The sequence below is a fragment of the Rhizobium sp. 01T437 genome (assembly GCF_056398505.1).
Genome location: NZ_JBFTPM010000018.1, coordinates 59,840 through 75,018, shown reverse-complemented (window position 1 = coordinate 75,018; position 15,179 = coordinate 59,840). Strand labels below are relative to the sequence as shown.

The 15,179-nt window shown below is 59.4% G+C and carries 14 protein-coding genes and 1 tRNA gene; 3 read left to right on the top strand and 12 right to left on the bottom strand.

What is annotated here, in order from left to right; all coding sequences use genetic code 11:
• Positions 1–31: 31 nt before the first annotated feature.
• The 7 genes from AC1DM5_RS28200 to AC1DM5_RS28170 form a co-directional block, all read right to left on the bottom strand.
• Complete coding sequence (locus AC1DM5_RS28200) at positions 32–874, bottom strand: dipeptide ABC transporter ATP-binding protein (RefSeq protein ID WP_477823334.1); 843 nt, start codon at positions 872–874, stop codon at positions 32–34.
• Positions 874–1,725: an ABC transporter ATP-binding protein gene (locus tag AC1DM5_RS28195; protein WP_477823335.1), complete on the bottom strand. Its 852-nt coding sequence runs from the start codon at positions 1,723–1,725 to the stop codon at positions 874–876. Before AC1DM5_RS28195 ends, AC1DM5_RS28200 begins: the two co-directional genes overlap by 1 nt.
• 1 nt (position 1,726) lies before the next feature.
• Complete coding sequence (locus tag AC1DM5_RS28190) at positions 1,727–2,617, bottom strand: ABC transporter permease subunit (RefSeq protein WP_477976258.1); 891 nt, start codon at positions 2,615–2,617, stop codon at positions 1,727–1,729.
• Between the two features lie 9 nt (positions 2,618–2,626).
• Positions 2,627–3,631 carry an ABC transporter permease subunit gene (locus tag AC1DM5_RS28185; protein ID WP_007819278.1) on the bottom strand — a complete coding sequence of 335 codons (1,005 nt, stop codon included), beginning with the start codon at positions 3,629–3,631 and terminating at the stop codon, positions 2,627–2,629.
• Between the two features lie 87 nt (positions 3,632–3,718).
• Positions 3,719–5,314 carry an ABC transporter substrate-binding protein gene (locus tag AC1DM5_RS28180; RefSeq protein ID WP_477976256.1) on the bottom strand — a complete coding sequence of 532 codons (1,596 nt, stop codon included), beginning with the start codon at positions 5,312–5,314 and terminating at the stop codon, positions 3,719–3,721.
• A 347-nt stretch (positions 5,315–5,661) separates the two neighbouring features.
• Entirely contained in the window at positions 5,662–6,141 is a 480-nt protein-coding gene (rirA, locus tag AC1DM5_RS28175) for an iron-responsive transcriptional regulator RirA (protein ID WP_477823338.1), read from the bottom strand.
• Positions 6,142–6,309: 168 nt separating this feature from the next.
• Complete coding sequence (locus tag AC1DM5_RS28170; RefSeq protein ID WP_477823339.1) at positions 6,310–7,806, bottom strand: CoA-acylating methylmalonate-semialdehyde dehydrogenase; 1,497 nt, start codon at positions 7,804–7,806, stop codon at positions 6,310–6,312.
• Between the two features lie 170 nt (positions 7,807–7,976).
• Here AC1DM5_RS28170 and AC1DM5_RS28165 point away from each other — a divergent pair, with 170 nt between their 5' ends.
• Positions 7,977–8,291, top strand: coding sequence for a putative quinol monooxygenase (locus tag AC1DM5_RS28165; RefSeq protein WP_477823340.1), 315 nt, complete (start codon positions 7,977–7,979; stop codon positions 8,289–8,291).
• Positions 8,288–9,169, top strand: coding sequence for a LysR family transcriptional regulator (locus AC1DM5_RS28160; protein WP_477823341.1), 882 nt, complete (start codon positions 8,288–8,290; stop codon positions 9,167–9,169). The genes AC1DM5_RS28165 and AC1DM5_RS28160 overlap by 4 nt, the downstream gene beginning before the upstream one ends.
• Here the strand turns inward: AC1DM5_RS28160 and AC1DM5_RS28155 are convergent.
• From AC1DM5_RS28155 to AC1DM5_RS28135, 5 genes are all read right to left on the bottom strand, one after another.
• On the bottom strand, positions 9,117–9,335 hold the full coding sequence (locus AC1DM5_RS28155) for a hypothetical protein (RefSeq protein WP_477823342.1): 219 nt from the start codon (positions 9,333–9,335) through the stop codon (positions 9,117–9,119). The genes AC1DM5_RS28160 and AC1DM5_RS28155 overlap by 53 nt on opposite strands.
• A gap of 30 nt (positions 9,336–9,365) precedes the next feature.
• Positions 9,366–9,803 carry a DUF4174 domain-containing protein gene (locus AC1DM5_RS28150; RefSeq protein ID WP_477823343.1) on the bottom strand — a complete coding sequence of 146 codons (438 nt, stop codon included), beginning with the start codon at positions 9,801–9,803 and terminating at the stop codon, positions 9,366–9,368.
• A 111-nt stretch (positions 9,804–9,914) separates the two neighbouring features.
• Positions 9,915–10,154 carry a helix-turn-helix domain-containing protein gene (locus tag AC1DM5_RS28145; RefSeq protein ID WP_007819308.1) on the bottom strand — a complete coding sequence of 80 codons (240 nt, stop codon included), beginning with the start codon at positions 10,152–10,154 and terminating at the stop codon, positions 9,915–9,917.
• Positions 10,155–10,378: 224 nt separating this feature from the next.
• A tRNA-His gene (locus tag AC1DM5_RS28140) sits at positions 10,379–10,455 on the bottom strand.
• Between the two features lie 131 nt (positions 10,456–10,586).
• Entirely contained in the window at positions 10,587–11,036 is a 450-nt protein-coding gene (locus tag AC1DM5_RS28135) for a phasin (protein ID WP_113324872.1), read from the bottom strand.
• A gap of 215 nt (positions 11,037–11,251) precedes the next feature.
• Here AC1DM5_RS28135 and AC1DM5_RS28130 point away from each other — a divergent pair, with 215 nt between their 5' ends.
• Entirely contained in the window at positions 11,252–14,986 is a 3,735-nt protein-coding gene (locus AC1DM5_RS28130; protein WP_477823344.1) for an ATP-binding protein, read from the top strand.
• Positions 14,987–15,179: the final 193 nt, after the last annotated feature.

The following is a 15,179-nucleotide window of genomic DNA, read 5'->3' as shown; positions in this document are numbered from 1 at the left end:
GTCATCGTTGCAGCGTGAGATATCTGCGGCCTTATTGGGCCGCAGAGACGGCAGCGGCCTTGCGTGCAAGACGTGCCTTGATCGTATCGACATCCGCCCGCGGGGTCGCCGCAAACAAGGTCTTTGTATAATTGTGCTGCGGATCGCTGAAGACCTGCTCCCGCGTGCCGTATTCGACTGCCTCGCCGAAATACATCACCATAACCTCGTCTGCCATATAGCGAACAACCGAGAGGTCGTGGCTGATGAAGACATAGGTCAGGTTCAACTCGTCCTGCAGGTCGGCGAGAAGGTTGAGCACCTGCGCCTGCACCGACAGATCGAGTGCGGAGACCGGTTCATCGAGAACCAGGAGCCGCGGGTTCAGCATCAGCGCGCGGGCAATGGCGATACGCTGGCGTTGGCCGCCCGAGAACATGTGCGGAAAGCGGTTGAAATGAACGTCCTGCAGGCCGACCTTTTTCAGCATCGCCATCGCCAGATCGCGTCGCTCCGAAGCCGGCGTATTGGTGTTGATGATCAGCGGCTCCATCAGGATGTCGCCGATCTTCTTGCGCGGGTTCAGCGACCCATAGGGATTCTGGAAGACGATCTGGACCTTCCGGCGGATTTCCGGCGTCAGGTCACCCTTGAAGATATCGACCTTCTTACCGTCGATGAAGAGTTCGCCCGCCGTGGCCGGGTCGATCATCGTGATGATACGGGCGAGCGTTGACTTGCCGCAGCCGCTTTCGCCGACGATCGCAAGCGTCTTGCCCTGCTCGACGCTAAAGCTCACGCCCTTGACGGCATGGACCGTTCGCGCCTTCTTGAACATGCCGCCCGGCAGGTAGTAGTCGCGAACGATGTTCTTTCCTTCGAGAACTGGCGTCATCAGGCCGCTCCCTCCACAGTCTTATTCGGATTGAAAAGTTCGCCAATGGTTGGCAGCCGGTCGCCGGTCGCGTTGTCCGGGAGAGCTGCGAGCAGTGCCCGCGTGTAATCGCTCTTCGGAGTTTCGAAGAGCGAGAGCACATCGGCCTCTTCCATCTGACGGCCCTTGTACTGGACGATCACCCGGTCGGCCGTTTCGGCAACCACGCCCATATTGTGCGTGATGATGATCAGACCCATGCGATGTTCCGTCTGCAGGCGCATCAGAAGATCGAGGATCTGCTTCTGGATGGTCACGTCGAGCGCCGTGGTCGGCTCGTCGGCGATCAGCAGCTTGGGGTTGCAGGCAATTGCGATGGCGATCATGACGCGCTGGCACTGACCACCCGACATCTGATGCGGGAAGTGCCCGAGCCGCTCGGCGGGATCGGGAATGCCGACCGCCTGGAAAAGCTCGATCGCGCGCTTGCGCCGCGCCGCCTTGTCGAGGCCGAGGTGAATTCTCAGCACCTCTTCAATCTGGAAACCAACGGTGAAGCAGGGATTGAGGCTGGCGATTGGTTCCTGGAAGATCATCGACATATCCTTGCCGATGATCTCGCGCCGTTTGGCTCCGGACATGCCGAGCAGGTTCTGGCCGTCGAAGAGCATCTTGTCGGCCGTTACCTTCGCCGTCCACGGCAGGAGGCCCATGGCAGCCAGCATCGAGACAGATTTGCCGGAGCCGGATTCGCCGACGATCGCCAGAACCTCGCCTGCATCGACCTTCAGCGAAACGCCGTCTACGGCGCGGAAAGGACCGGTCGACGTCTGAAACTCAACGACGAGATTTTCAATTTCGAGAAGCGCCATCTCAGGACCTCTTCATCTTGGGATCGAGCGCATCACGCAGGCCGTCGCCCATCAGGTTGATGGCGAGAACGGTGATCAGGATCGCAAGACCCGGAAATGTAACGACCCACCAGGCGCGCGATATGAACTCGCGGGATTCGGCAAGCATCGTACCCCATTCAGGTGTCGGCGGCTGGGCGCCCATGCCGAGGAAGCCGAGAGCGGCTGCATCGAGGATCGCGGCGGAGAAGGCGAGCGTTGCCTGGACGATAAGCGGTCCGAGGCAGTTCGGCAGGATCGTCTTGAACATCAGCCGGAAGGTGCCGGCACCCGCGACGCGGGACGCTACCACATATTCCTTCTCACGCTCGCCCATCACGGCGGCGCGCGTCAGGCGCACGAAATGCGGCTGGTTGACGATCGAGATCGCGATCATGGCGTTGAGCAGGCCGGGACCGAGAACCGCAACGAGCACGAGGGCCAGAAGCAGCGACGGGAAGGCCAGGATGATATCCATGAGGCGCATGATGACGATATCAACACGACCGCGGAAATAACCGGCGACGAGGCCGATCAAGACGCCCGAGATCACCGACAACGTCACGACGACGACGCCGATGAACAGCGAGAAACGCGCGCCGAAGATCAGACGCGAGAAAATATCGCGCCCGACGGCATCCGTTCCGAGCGGATAGGAGGCGCTGCCGCCATCCATCCAGAAGGGAACGGAGAGCAGAAGCTGGCGGTTTTGCTCATTCGGCGCATGCGGTGAAACGAGCGGCGCGAAAATCGCCATGAGAAGGATGATGACGAAGACAAAGAGGCCGATGACGGCGCCCTTGTTTCGCGAGAAGTAGTACCAGAATTCCGTCAATGCGGAGGGCTGGTCGGATTTTGCAGTAGCCATGCTCATGGACCGCTCCTAGTGCCTGATACGCGGGTTGACGAAGCCGTAGGTCAGGTCGACGAGCAGGTTCACCAGCATGATAATGCCGGCGATCATCAGAAGACCGCCCTGGACGACAGCATAGTCGCGTTTGAAGACAGCATCGACCATCCACTTGCCGATGCCCGGCCAGGAGAAGATCGTTTCGGTAAGAATGGCGCCCGCAAGCAGCACGCCGACCTGCAGGCCGATCGTGGTGATGACCGGGATCATGGCGTTTCGCAGCGCATGAACGCCAACAACACGTAAGGGTGCGAGACCCTTGGAGCGGGCCGTGCGCACATAATCCTCGCCTAGCACTTCGAGCATCGCCGAGCGCGTCTGGCGGGCGATAACCGCAAGCGGAATGGTGGCAAGCACCACGGTCGGCAGAATGAGATAGCTGACGGCCGAGGCGAAGGCGCCCTTCTGGCCGGAGAGCAAACTGTCGATCAGCATGAAGCCGGTGACAGGTTTGAAGAAATACATCAGCGAGATGCGGCCGGAGACAGGCGTCCAGCCGAGATAGCCGGAGAAGAAGATGATGAGTAGCAGGCCCCACCAAAAGATCGGCATCGAATAGCCGATAAGGGCAACGCCCATCACGCTCTGATCGAACCATGTTCCGCGCTTGACAGCCGCGAAGACGCCGGCCGGCACGCCGAGAAGGATTGCCACCAGGATGGCGCAGAGCGAAAGCTCAAGCGTTGCCGGGAAGAGCGTAAAGAATTCGCCGAGAACCGCACGTTTGGTAACGATCGAGGTGCCCAGATCGCCGTGCAGCACTTTTCCGAGATAATCGAAATATTGCACGTACATGGGCCGGTCGAAACCGAGATCGTGCATGATCTGGGCGTGACGTTCGGGTGCCATGGTTCGTTCGCCCGACAACAGCATGACGGGATCGCCAGGAAGCAGGCGGATGAACGAGAAGGCAATGAGCGAAACGCCGAGGAAGGTCGGTATCAGGACTGCGAGGCGCCCGATGAGAAATCGCAACATAGCAGGTTGTCCAATAGTTTCCGGCGGTCAGGTGGAGACCTGACCGCCGGTCGAGCCCGGTTTCAGCCGGGCAGTTTATCATTTTTCTTATTCGGCGATATCAACGCCGTCGAAGCGGTGGATACCGAGCGGATCCATATGGAAGCCCGACACCTTCTTGCTGACCGGAACGAAGACCAGCGAATGGTCGAGCGGAGCCCAGGGAGCTTCCTTCTTGAAGATTTCCTGTGCTTCTTCGTAGAACTTCGTACGGGCAGCAACGTCAGCCGTTTCCTTGGCCTTCGTCATCAGAGCGTCGTAGTCCTTGTTGCACCACTGAGCGCGGTTGTTACCGCCGACAGCGTCGCAGCCGAGCAGCGTATCCATGAAGTTATCCGGGTCGCCGTTGTCGCCTGTCCAGCCGAGGATGACGGCGCCATCGCGCTTCGTGTCGGAGGAGAGCTTCAGGTATTCGGCCCATTCATGGGTGACGATTTCGACATTGACGCCGACCTTGGCAAAGTCTGCCTGGATCAGTTCGGCGGCGCGACGGGCGTTCAGCATGTACRGACGCGAAACCGGCATTGCCCAGACCTTCATGGAGAGGCCCTTGACGCCAGCGGCTGCGAGAGCCTTCTTGGCGCCTTCCGGATCGTACTTATCGTCCTGGATCTTGTCGTTATAGGACCACATGGTCGGCGGGATCGGGTTCTTGGCAACCTGCGCAGCGCCCTGGAAGACGGCGTCGATGATCGCCTGCTTGTTGATCGCCATGTTCAGCGCGCGGCGGACTTCCGGCTTGTCGAACGGAGCCTGCTGGGTGTTGTAGGCGAGGAAGCCGACGTTCAGGCCAGCCTGTTCCATGACCGTGAGGTTCGGATCCTTCTTGAGCTCGGCAACGTCAGCAGCGTTCGGATACGGGACGAGGTGGCACTCGCCGGCCTTCAGCTTCTGGGCGCGGACAGCGGCGTCCGGGGTGATCGCGAAGACGAGATCGTCGATCTTTTCCTTGCCCTTGAAGTAGGTTTCGTTGGCCTTGTAGCGGATGACAGCATCCGTCTGGTAGGCAACGAAGGTGTACGGACCGGTGCCGAGCGGCTGCTGGTTCAGCTGGGCCATCTTGCCGTCAGCGGCGAGCTTGTCGGCATATTCCTTGGAAACGACGGAAGCGAAGTCCATCGCGAGATCGGCCAGGAACGGAGCTTCCGGATGGTTCAGCGTGAACTTGACGGTCAGATCGTCAACCTTCTCGACCGACTTGATAAGGTCAGGGAAGCCCATGCCGGCGGCATATTCGTAGGAACCGCCTTCAACATACTTGTTCCACGGATTGTCCGACTTGATCTGGCGCTCGAAGGAAAAAACCACGTCGTCGGCGGTGAGATCACGCGAGGGGGTGAAGAAATCGGTGGTCTGGAACTTCACGCCGGGATGCAGCTTGAAGGTATATTCCTTGCCGTCGGGCGAAACCGTCCAGCTGTCGGCAACACCCGGCTCGATCTCCGTACCGCCGTGCTTGAATTCAACGAGGCGGCTGTAGACCGTACGTGAAGACGCGTCAAAGGTCGTGCCTGCCGTGTAGAGGCTCGGATCGAAGCCTTCCGGCGATCCTTCGGCGCAATAGACAAGCGTCTTGGAATACGCGGCGGTGGCCATGACCGAAGCCAGGGCTGTCGCTGCGAGCAGGACAGAGAACTTTTTCATGATATCGTTTCCCAGGTTTGTTCTTTTTTGATCTTTAGAGATCGGGCGCTCATTACCCCGATCAGCGGGCCGATGGAACGATATTTATTTGCTGAACGCAACGGCATCCGCAGAAAATTTTTCCAGAAAAGCAATTTTAGAAATTTTCGGTCAAAAATAGGCCAAAATTTGCAAGATTAAGGCACGTTCAACCGCATTTTTGTCGCTTTTGGTACAATTTGGCGTCGCGGAAGGCGTTGAGAACGGTTTCAACGAGCGCTGATATATCAACAATCCGCGAGTGCAAATGAAAAACCACGGCTATCGAAAACAGCCGTGGTTCATGACGATATCAGAATATTCAAGTATCAGGCGGCCGGTGCCGGAATGACGGGCTTGCGATAGTGCTGTTCGCCGGTGAGGCCAAGCAGGAAGTTGATCTGCGGCCGCGCCTTGACCAAGTCATCGATCGAATATTCGGTCAGCACGTCGAAGAAGGCATTCAGCGCCTTGCGCAACGCCGAATTCAGGCCGCAACTATCGACCAGCGGGCACTCGACCACACCATCTTCAAAGCATTCCGCCATGGCGAAGCTGTCTTCGGTGACCCTTACGACGTCGAAAAGGCTGATATCGGCCGCCGGCTTGCCAAGGCGCACACCGCCGTTGCGGCCGCGCACCGTCTCGACGAGGCCTGCCTTGTTGAGAGGCTGCAGAATCTTGAAAAGGAAGAGCTCGGAAACACCGTATGCTCTGGCAATCTCCGGAATCCGGCTCAAATTTCCTTCATTGGCTGCACAATACATCAACATGCGAACCGCATAGTTGGTCTGCTTCGTCAACCGCATGCCGATCTCCTAAATCATTTGTGAACCGTATATAGTGGCTTTCACAGTTTTGAACAATTCCAAAATATGAAATTCACATTCACGTTTCCCGCGACTGCTCGCCGCAGCGTTTAAAACGAAAACGGGCCCTTCTCGGACCCGTTTCCAAAATGGCGAAGGTTATTCGCATCACTTCATCGTCGGCATAACGAATTCGGCGCCGCCCTTGATGCCGGATGGCCAACGGGCGGTAACGGTCTTGGTCCGGGTCCAGAACTTGATGGAATCCGTGCCATGCTGGTTGAGGTCGCCGAAGCTCGAAGCCTTCCAGCCGCCGAAGGAGTGGTAGGCGAGCGGCACTGGGATCGGAACATTGATGCCGATCATGCCGATGTTGATGCGGGAGGCGAAGTCGCGGGCAGCGTCGCCGTCGCGGGTGTAGATCGCGACGCCGTTGCCGTATCCGTGCTTCATCGGCAGGGAGAGCGCTTCTTCATAGTTATGAGCGCGAACGACGGATAGAACCGGCCCGAAGATCTCGGTCTTGTAGATTTCCATCTCCGGCGTGACGTTGTCGAACAGGCAGCCGCCGACGAAATAGCCGTCCTCATAACCCTGAAGCTTGAAATCGCGGCCATCGACGACAAGCTTTGCGCCCTCTTCGATACCCTTGTTGATCAGGCCCTGGATACGGTTATAGGCATCCTTGGTAACGACCGGGCCCATGTCTGCCTTGTCATCGGTGTAAGGACCGATGCGCAGGGATTCGATCTTCGGGATCAGCTTCTCGACGAGGCGGTTTGCCGTTTCCTCGCCGACCGGCACGGCAACCGAGACGGCCATGCAGCGCTCGCCAGCCGAACCGTAGCCCGCACCCATCAACGCGTTGACGGCCTGGTCCATATCGGCATCCGGCATGATGATCATGTGGTTCTTGGCGCCGCCGAAGCACTGGGCGCGCTTGCCGTTCATCGCAGCCGTCCCGTAGACGTAGCGGGCAATCGGCGTGGAGCCGACGAAGGAGACGGCGCCGATATCGGGATCGGTGAGGATCGCATCGACGGCCGTCTTGTCGCCGTTGACGACGTTGAGGATGCCTGCCGGCAGGCCGGCCTCGATCATCAGTTCGGCAAGGCGGATCGGAAGGGATGGATCGCGCTCGGAGGGCTTCAGGATGAAGGCGTTGCCGCAGGCGATTGCCGGAGCAAACATCCACATCGGGATCATGCCCGGGAAATTGAAAGGCGTGATGCCCGCGCCGATACCGACCGGCTGGCGGATCGAATACATGTCGATCGCCGGGCCGGCGCCTTCCGTGAATTCACCCTTGGCAAGATGCGGGATGCCGCAGACGAATTCGCAGACTTCGAGGCCGCGGATGACATCGCCCTTGGAATCCTCGACCGTCTTGCCGTGCTCGCTGGAAAGCAACGTCGCAAGCTCATCCATGTGCTGGTTCAGGAGATCGACGAACTTGAAAAAGACGCGGGCGCGGCGCTGCGGGTTGGTGGCCGCCCATTTCGGCTGCGCAGCCTTTGCGTTTTCGACGGCGGCGCGCAGTTCTTCGACGCTTGCAAGCGCGACCTTTGCCTGCACTTCTCCGGTCGCAGGGTTAAAGACGTCGCTGGTGCGGCCGCTGGTGCCGGCGACCTTCTTGCCGCCGATGAAATGACCAATCTCACGCATGGGTGTTCCTCCTGATCTTTTGATGGCGCAACAATCGCACTTCAATTTGCACAAATCAATGCGCTGTAATAAGCAACCGTTGTGCGTATATTATAGCTCGATCGCTGTGACCGGTGCTCCTGCTTCAAAACTGGCACGGCACGCGGACAAGTCAAAGGGAGGTCGAACCGATGAGCGGGAAACCTGTCGTCAGAATGGCAGAACTGGAGATCGATCCAGGCATGCTCGAAGCCTATCGCGCGCTGCTGACCGAGGAAATCGAAGCATCCGTCGCGCTGGAAGACGGCGTCCTTTCCCTGAATGCCGTTTCCATCAGGGATCATCCGAACAAGGTCCGTATCCTCGAGGTATACGCCAACAGGGACGCATACGAAGCTCATCTGCAGACGCCGCATTTCCTTAAATACAAGACCGAGACATCAGGCATGGTGACAGCGCTGACGCTCATCGACGTCGATCCGATTGCAATGTGTTCAAAGCCATGAACTGGGATGACGTTCGCATTTTCCTGGCCGTCGCCCGCACAGGGCAGATCCTCGCTGCGTCGAAGAGGCTGGGGCTCAATCACGCCACGCTCTCGCGCAGGTTGACCTCACTCGAAGAGGCGCTGAAGACGAGGCTTTTCATCCGCCGGACGAATGGCTGCGAGTTGACCGCCGAAGGCGCTGTCTTTCTTGCCTCGGCTGAGCGGATGGAAACGGAGATGCTTGCAGCGCAGGCCAATCTCGGCCACACCGACACGGCAATTGCCGGAACGGTGCGCGTCGGCGCGCCCGATGGGTTCGGTGTTTCCTTTCTTGCGCCGCGCATGGGCCGGTTGATCGAGCGCCATCCGGAACTGAAGATCCAGCTCGTGCCGGTGCCGCGTTCCTTCTCGCTGTCGCAGCGCGAGGCGGATATCGCCATTACGCTGGAGCGTCCGGAACAGGGACGGCTCGTCTCGTCCAAGCTGACCGACTATACGCTCGGCCTCTACGCGTCGCAGGATTATCTGGCGCAGCGTGGAAAGCCCGAAGATGTCGATGCCTTGAAGGCCCATCCGCGCATCGGCTACGTCGAAGACCTGATCTTCACTGCCTCCCTGAATTTCTCTGGCGAGGTGATGCGCAGCTGGGATGCGGGGTTCGAGATCTCGACGGCGATCGGCCAGACCGAGGCCGTACGTTCCGGCGCCGGCGTCGGCATCCTGCACGACTATATCGCCCGGCAATACCAGGAACTGGTGCGCATCCTGCCGGAGGTTTCCATCCGCCGCGCCTACTGGACGACCTACCACGAAAGCGCGCGCGATCTGGTGCGCGTGCGCAGCGTCATCGATTTCCTGCAGGAACTCGTCGACGAGGAAAGGCAGATCTTCCTGTAATACCCATTCGGAGATGCTTTACCGGTTCCTCGTTCTCGTCGGGATTTGGAAGCGGCGTTTCATCCGGCAGACGATCCGGTTCCGGCTCTTTGATCGGCGGCACTGGTCTCCAGCCTGGCGAGGGTATGGGCGGCTGATCGGGAATAGGTTCGTTCGGGACGGACATGGCCGGCTCCTTTACGATTTCAACATTGGATTATTTGTCGTGCCTGACGGTTTCAGCAGCGCGCACCGGCATGCTGTCGATGATGGCGAAAAGTTCGGCTGATGTGATCGGCTCACTGGCCTTCAGCTTCACGGTGCCATCCTTGCCAAGCAGGAAGGCGGCAAATTCGCCTGTGTCAGGCATGTCCAGCTCCTGCCGGAGCGCCTCGCCATCCAGCCCGTCGCCGCTTCCGAAGAGCGGCTTTATGCTGGATCCGGCAAGCTTGAGAATGACCATATCCCGCTCCTCAAGAGCGGCGCGATCGGCAAGCAACTGGTTTTCCTGGCGGGCTGCGCGGAAATTGTCCTGGTCGGCAATCACAATGAAGACACGGTTCTTCCACTGGAACTGTTCGAGACTGGCGACAGCCGCGTAAGCCGCATTCGTCTCATCGATCTTCGTTGCGACGTAAAGAAGGATCCTGGACATACACATACTCCCGTCGACCGTTGAACGGCGCGGGAGCGCAAGAGTTCCAATCATGTCCCTTGAAAGGGGACGACGGCCGATCAGAAAATGCTGATCGGCCTTGTCGCCTCATCAGATATGCAAAAAGGCAGAAACTGGAACCTGCAGTGCTGCAGCAATACGCCTCAGCTTTGCCGGATCGGCGCTTTCACCATTTTCGATTTCGAGGATTTCCCCATTGGCCAGACCGCAGGTGACTGCGAGGTCTTCAATGCTGTAGCCAACCGCACTGCGTGCGTCCCTAACCGCAGCTGCCACGTCAATCGGGGAAACAGCGGTCGATTCCTCTATATTCTGAACAGAAATGGACATCAAATTCTCCTTAATGCCTCGGTGGACTGTCCCTACCCCCAGGCGGCAAGCCGCCAGCATTTCGCAACGCAACGAAGACATTGGGCAATTGCTGCATCGCACCGCACATAAATAGGTAAACTAATGTTAACGGCAATAGCAAAATGCGAGCAGGCATCATTTTGACATCAAAAAGCGCTGATGCCGTGCATTGCCGAATAGGAAAACCAACTTATGGGAGAGAATGGTACGGTTGGGGGGTCTCGAACCTCCGACCTCAGGTGCCACAAACCTGCGCTCTAACCAACTGAGCTACAACCGCACAATGTCACGCACGGCGCGACGGGGGTCACATACGAGGACTTGAACTTTAATTCAAGCCCCGATTTGCGCTCAATATACAAAAAGGCTGAACATGCGGTCCAGCCTTTATTATCTATCGAGCCTGGTAGATCAGGCAACCTTGAAGGATGCCATGGCCTTTTCAGCAGCTTCCTTGGAAGGCTTTGCAACCTTTTCGGCAACCTGCTTGGTGGTTTCCTGCAGCGACTTCGCCTGCTCGACGGTCAGTTCAGCCTGCTTGCGGAAGAAAGAGGTCTGCAGCTCGAAGAATTCGGCGACGGACTTGACGCCGAGAAGCGCTTCCATGTGAGAGAGCGAGCTTTCGGCGTTGACGCGGAGCGCGTCGATCGCCTTGAGGCCGATTTCAACGCTGCCAGCCTGTGCGGTCTGGACCGTTGCTTCCAGCGTCTTGCCGGCTTCTTCGCCTGCAGACTTCAGCTTGGCATAGGCTTCCTTGGACTGCTGAGCACCCTTTTCGGCGAAGTCACGGAAGGACTCGGCCAGCTTGCTCGGGTCGAAAGAGGCAATTGAAAAAACGTCGTCGGTCTTTATGGTAGCCATCGGATCGTGTTCCTCTAAGATGGGCAGATCTTGTGCCCGCGATAAATCGGATAATTCTTATATAGGGCATTTTATTGTGCATTGCAACATCGTTGTGCGCCGCACAATGCGTTAACCTTGCCGCCCGAAAGCTCCCGGCTCTTCTGGACCGGCCGCAGACCTGCAGTTATTAATAAGCAGTTAATTTGAAGAGGCCGAAAGCGACAGGTTCGATCATGCCCGCAGTCCAGTATCCGTTCATCGACATTGCCGTGCATGCGCGGGTTCGTGAACGATTTTCGCGTGGCGAGGCCATGGTTTTGTTCTCGGCCGACCTTTCCCATTTGCTGTGGGCAAACGGTGCCGGCGCGGAGCTGTTTGGCCATACTGCGGTCTATGATCTGCTTGATCAGGGCGTCAGCCACGCCGACATCACCTTCCGCCAGCTCGAGGCGACTGCCCGCCAGCTTGGCGAAGTTGGCGACCAGAAGACTTTTGTCATCCGCATCGCCAAGGGCTTCCAGCGCGTTCAGGCTCCGGCTTCGTCGGAGCTCATCCGTCTCGCTTCGGGCGAGAAGGCCATCCTGTTTTCCGTTCCGGTCTCCACACGTCCGCTGACGGCTGGCGCAAGTGCTGCGCAGATGCTGCAGGGCCTCGATGACCCGGATACGCATATGGCAGTGATCGGGGCCGAGGGCGAAGTCGTCGCCGCATCGCCAGGTTTCGCCTTACTCGGAATCACGCAGCAGGCGGCAAGGACGCTCATCACGCTTGCCGGCGCCCATCCAGACCGGCTGGTGAAGCGCCCGGTTGCGACCGGCCGCGGCCACTTGCCGGCTGCCGTCGGCAAACTCAACGACGAGCCCGCACTCCACCTTCTGTTCGCCGTCGAAACGTCGATCGGTCATCTCGATCCCATCGAGCCCTCCGCCAAGGCCGAAGAGCCTGCGCCGCAGGAAATTGCACCAGCAGAAGCCGCAGCGGATGAAATCGCTGGTGTTGCCGCGCCTGTGGCCGGCTTTACGGAAGCCGAAGCGATCGACGCCGTTTCCGACATCGAAGAAGTCGAGGAGACGCTGGAGGAAATCACCGGCGAGGCAGAGGAGCCGGTTGAAGTCAGCGAACCGGCCGAGGTCGAAGCCCGTTTCGAGCCGTCGACAGATGAAAGCATTTCCGAGCCCGAAACAGCCGTCGTCGAAGACTCTGGCGAGCAGCAGGTGGATCAGCCGAGCGAAGCTTTAGTCTCAGCGGAAGAAACCGTAGAAACAAGCGCGGAGGCTCCGGTTGTGGAGCAGGTTGAGCCGGCCGCTTCCGTCGCCGAAAACTTCGCGGCAACACCAGTGGTCCCGGAAGAGCCTGAAAGCGCACCGAAGAGCAGCTTCGTCTTCAAGCCGAACAGCCGCGCCACCCGATTCGTTTGGAAGATCGATGCGGAAGGCCGCTTCAGCGAAGTTTCGCATGAATTCGCCGAGGCTGTCGGCCCGCATGCGAGCAACATCATCGGCAGCGCTTTCTCCGACGTTGCCGCCTTGTTCAACCTCGACCCTGAATCAAGGCTCTCCGAAGCGCTGGCGCGGCGCGATACCTGGTCCGGCAAGACGATCTACTGGCCGATCGAGGGCACAAGCCTGGTCGTGCCTGTCGATCTCGCAGCGCTCCCGACCTATACGCGCAACCGCGACTTTGATGGTTTCCGCGGCTTCGGCGTGGTGCGCCTGTCGGACGCGCAGGAAGATCCTCTGGCACTCGGACTGACGCTCGGGCCTGACGGCATCGGCCATGATGCCTCCTATCTTGGCCCGGTCAATGAAACCGCGCCGGAAGAGACGGCACCGGCAGAAGCTGAACTGCCGCAAGAGCAATCTGAAGAAATTGCCGAAGCTGCGCCGCAGGCCGAAGATGCAGTGAATCCAGAGCCCGATGTCGAAGAAGACACCGGACCGGAAGTGGAAACAGCGAGAGAAGTAACCACTTCGGAAGAGACGGCAGCAGCGGAACCTGTCGCCGAGGAGCAATCCGCCTCCGCGCCCGATGTTGTCGAGCAGCGCGAAGAGCCGCCGGCGCTACGCCTTTCCGAAACGCCGAGCCGCCGCTTCACCGACAAGATCGTGCAGTTGCACAGTGCCAGCAGCGGGCTGACGGCTGCCGAGCAGGCGAATTTCCGCGAGATCGCCAAGCGCCTCGAAGCCTTCGGCGCGCGCAGCGAAGAGCCGGTCGAAGCCCCACAGCCGGAACCTGATGTTGAACAGGCACCGGTAGTCGAAGACGTTGTTACCGAAACTTCTGTCGTCGAGCAGGCTGCACCGCACGAAGCGATCTACGAGGCCGCAGCAGAACCGCTGCCGGAAGAGGCTGCTGCGCAAGCCGAAGAAACATCCGCGGCCGAAGCGGAAGACGACGTGACCGAAGGCCTGCAGGAGACGGTCAGCCAGATCGAGGTTCTGACCAGCTTCATTCCGCCGCGCGTGAAGATGACGGACGGGCTCTCGGCTGCGACCGTCGATCTGCTACCTGTTGCCGTGCTGATCCATGCTGGCGACCAGCTGATCCACGGCAATCCGGAATTCCTGCGGCTGACGGGCTACGGTTCCGTCGAGGCCCTCTCCGAAGTGGGCGGCATCGATGCATTGCTGCAGCGCCACGACCTCGAAAACGGTTCGGGCACGATGATGCTCGTCAAAGCCGACGACAGGCTGGCGCCAGTCACGGCCCGTCTGCAATCGGTTCGCTGGGAAGATTCCAACGCCCTGATGCTGGCGCTGATGCCGGTCGAAAACCGGGAAGAAGGCAGGGGCGAGGTTATCAGGCTCGACCAGCGCTCCGACCGGATGGTCGAGAAGGTCGCCAAGCTGCAGGTCGAAGTGGAGGAGTTGCGTTCGATCCTGGAGACGGCAACGGACGGCGTCGTCGTCATCGGCACGGAAGGCGATATCCGCTCGATGAACCGCTCGGCAAGTGCCCTCTTCAACTACGACGAACAGGAAACACGCGGCAAACCCTTCGTCATGCTGTTTGCGCATGAGAGCCAGAGGGCGGTGCTCGACTATCTGCATGGGCTTTCCGGCCATGGTGTGGCAAGCGTACTGAACGACGGACGCGAGGTGATCGGCCGCGAGGCCGCCGGCGGTTTCGTGCCGCTGTTCATGACCATGGGCCGCCTGACCTCATCCAACGGCTATTGCGCCGTCATCCGCGACATCACCCAGTGGAAGCGCACCGAAGACGAGTTGCGCAATGCCAAGGGCGCGGCCGAAACCGCCAACGCCCACAAGACGGATTTCCTGGCGCGCGTCAGCCATGAGATCCGCACTCCGCTCAACGCCATCATCGGATTTTCCGACATGATGGCGAGCGAGCGCTTCGGGCCGATCGGCCATCCGCGCTACATCGAATATGCCAACGATATCGGCCGTTCCGGCCGGCATGTCCTCGACATCGTCAACGACCTGCTCGATATTTCCAAGATCGAAGCTGGTGAGATGGATCTCGATTTCGCCTCCGTCGGCCTCAACGAAGCGATCTCGGAAGCAGTGGCGCTGGTGCAGCCGCAGGCGAATAGCCAACGGGTCATCATCCGCACTGCCCTTTCGCAGTCGGTGCCCGATGTCGTCGCCGACCTGCGCTCGATCAAGCAGATCGCGCTGAACATCCTGTCGAACGCCATCCGCTTCACGCCATCAGGCGGGCAGATCGTCGTTTCCACTTCCTATGAAGCGAACGGCAGCGTCGCGATGCGGGTGCGCGATACCGGCATCGGCATGACCCGCAGCGAACTCGACCAGGCGATGAAGCCGTTCCGCCAAGTATCGTCCACGCAGTCACGCCATCGCGGCGACGGCACCGGTCTCGGCCTGCCGCTGACCAAGGCAATGGTCGATGCCAACAGGGCGATTTTCTCGATCAATTCTGCGCCGAACGAAGGCACGCTGGTGGAAATCACCTTCCCGTCGCAACGCGTGCTGGCGGGTTAGAGCCTTTCCTGGTCAGATTGAAGCATTCTGTTGGCTCAAACGGAGTCGGATGGTCGACCGGCCGGCGCGCGTCGTAGCCAGATCTACGGCCAAGCCGGCCGGTCGATCAGCCGGCCCGTTTCAGCCGACCCTCCCGCAGATTTGCCTCGCAAATCTGCAAGACTTGGAATCGCCGGACGCACTTATCGCTTCG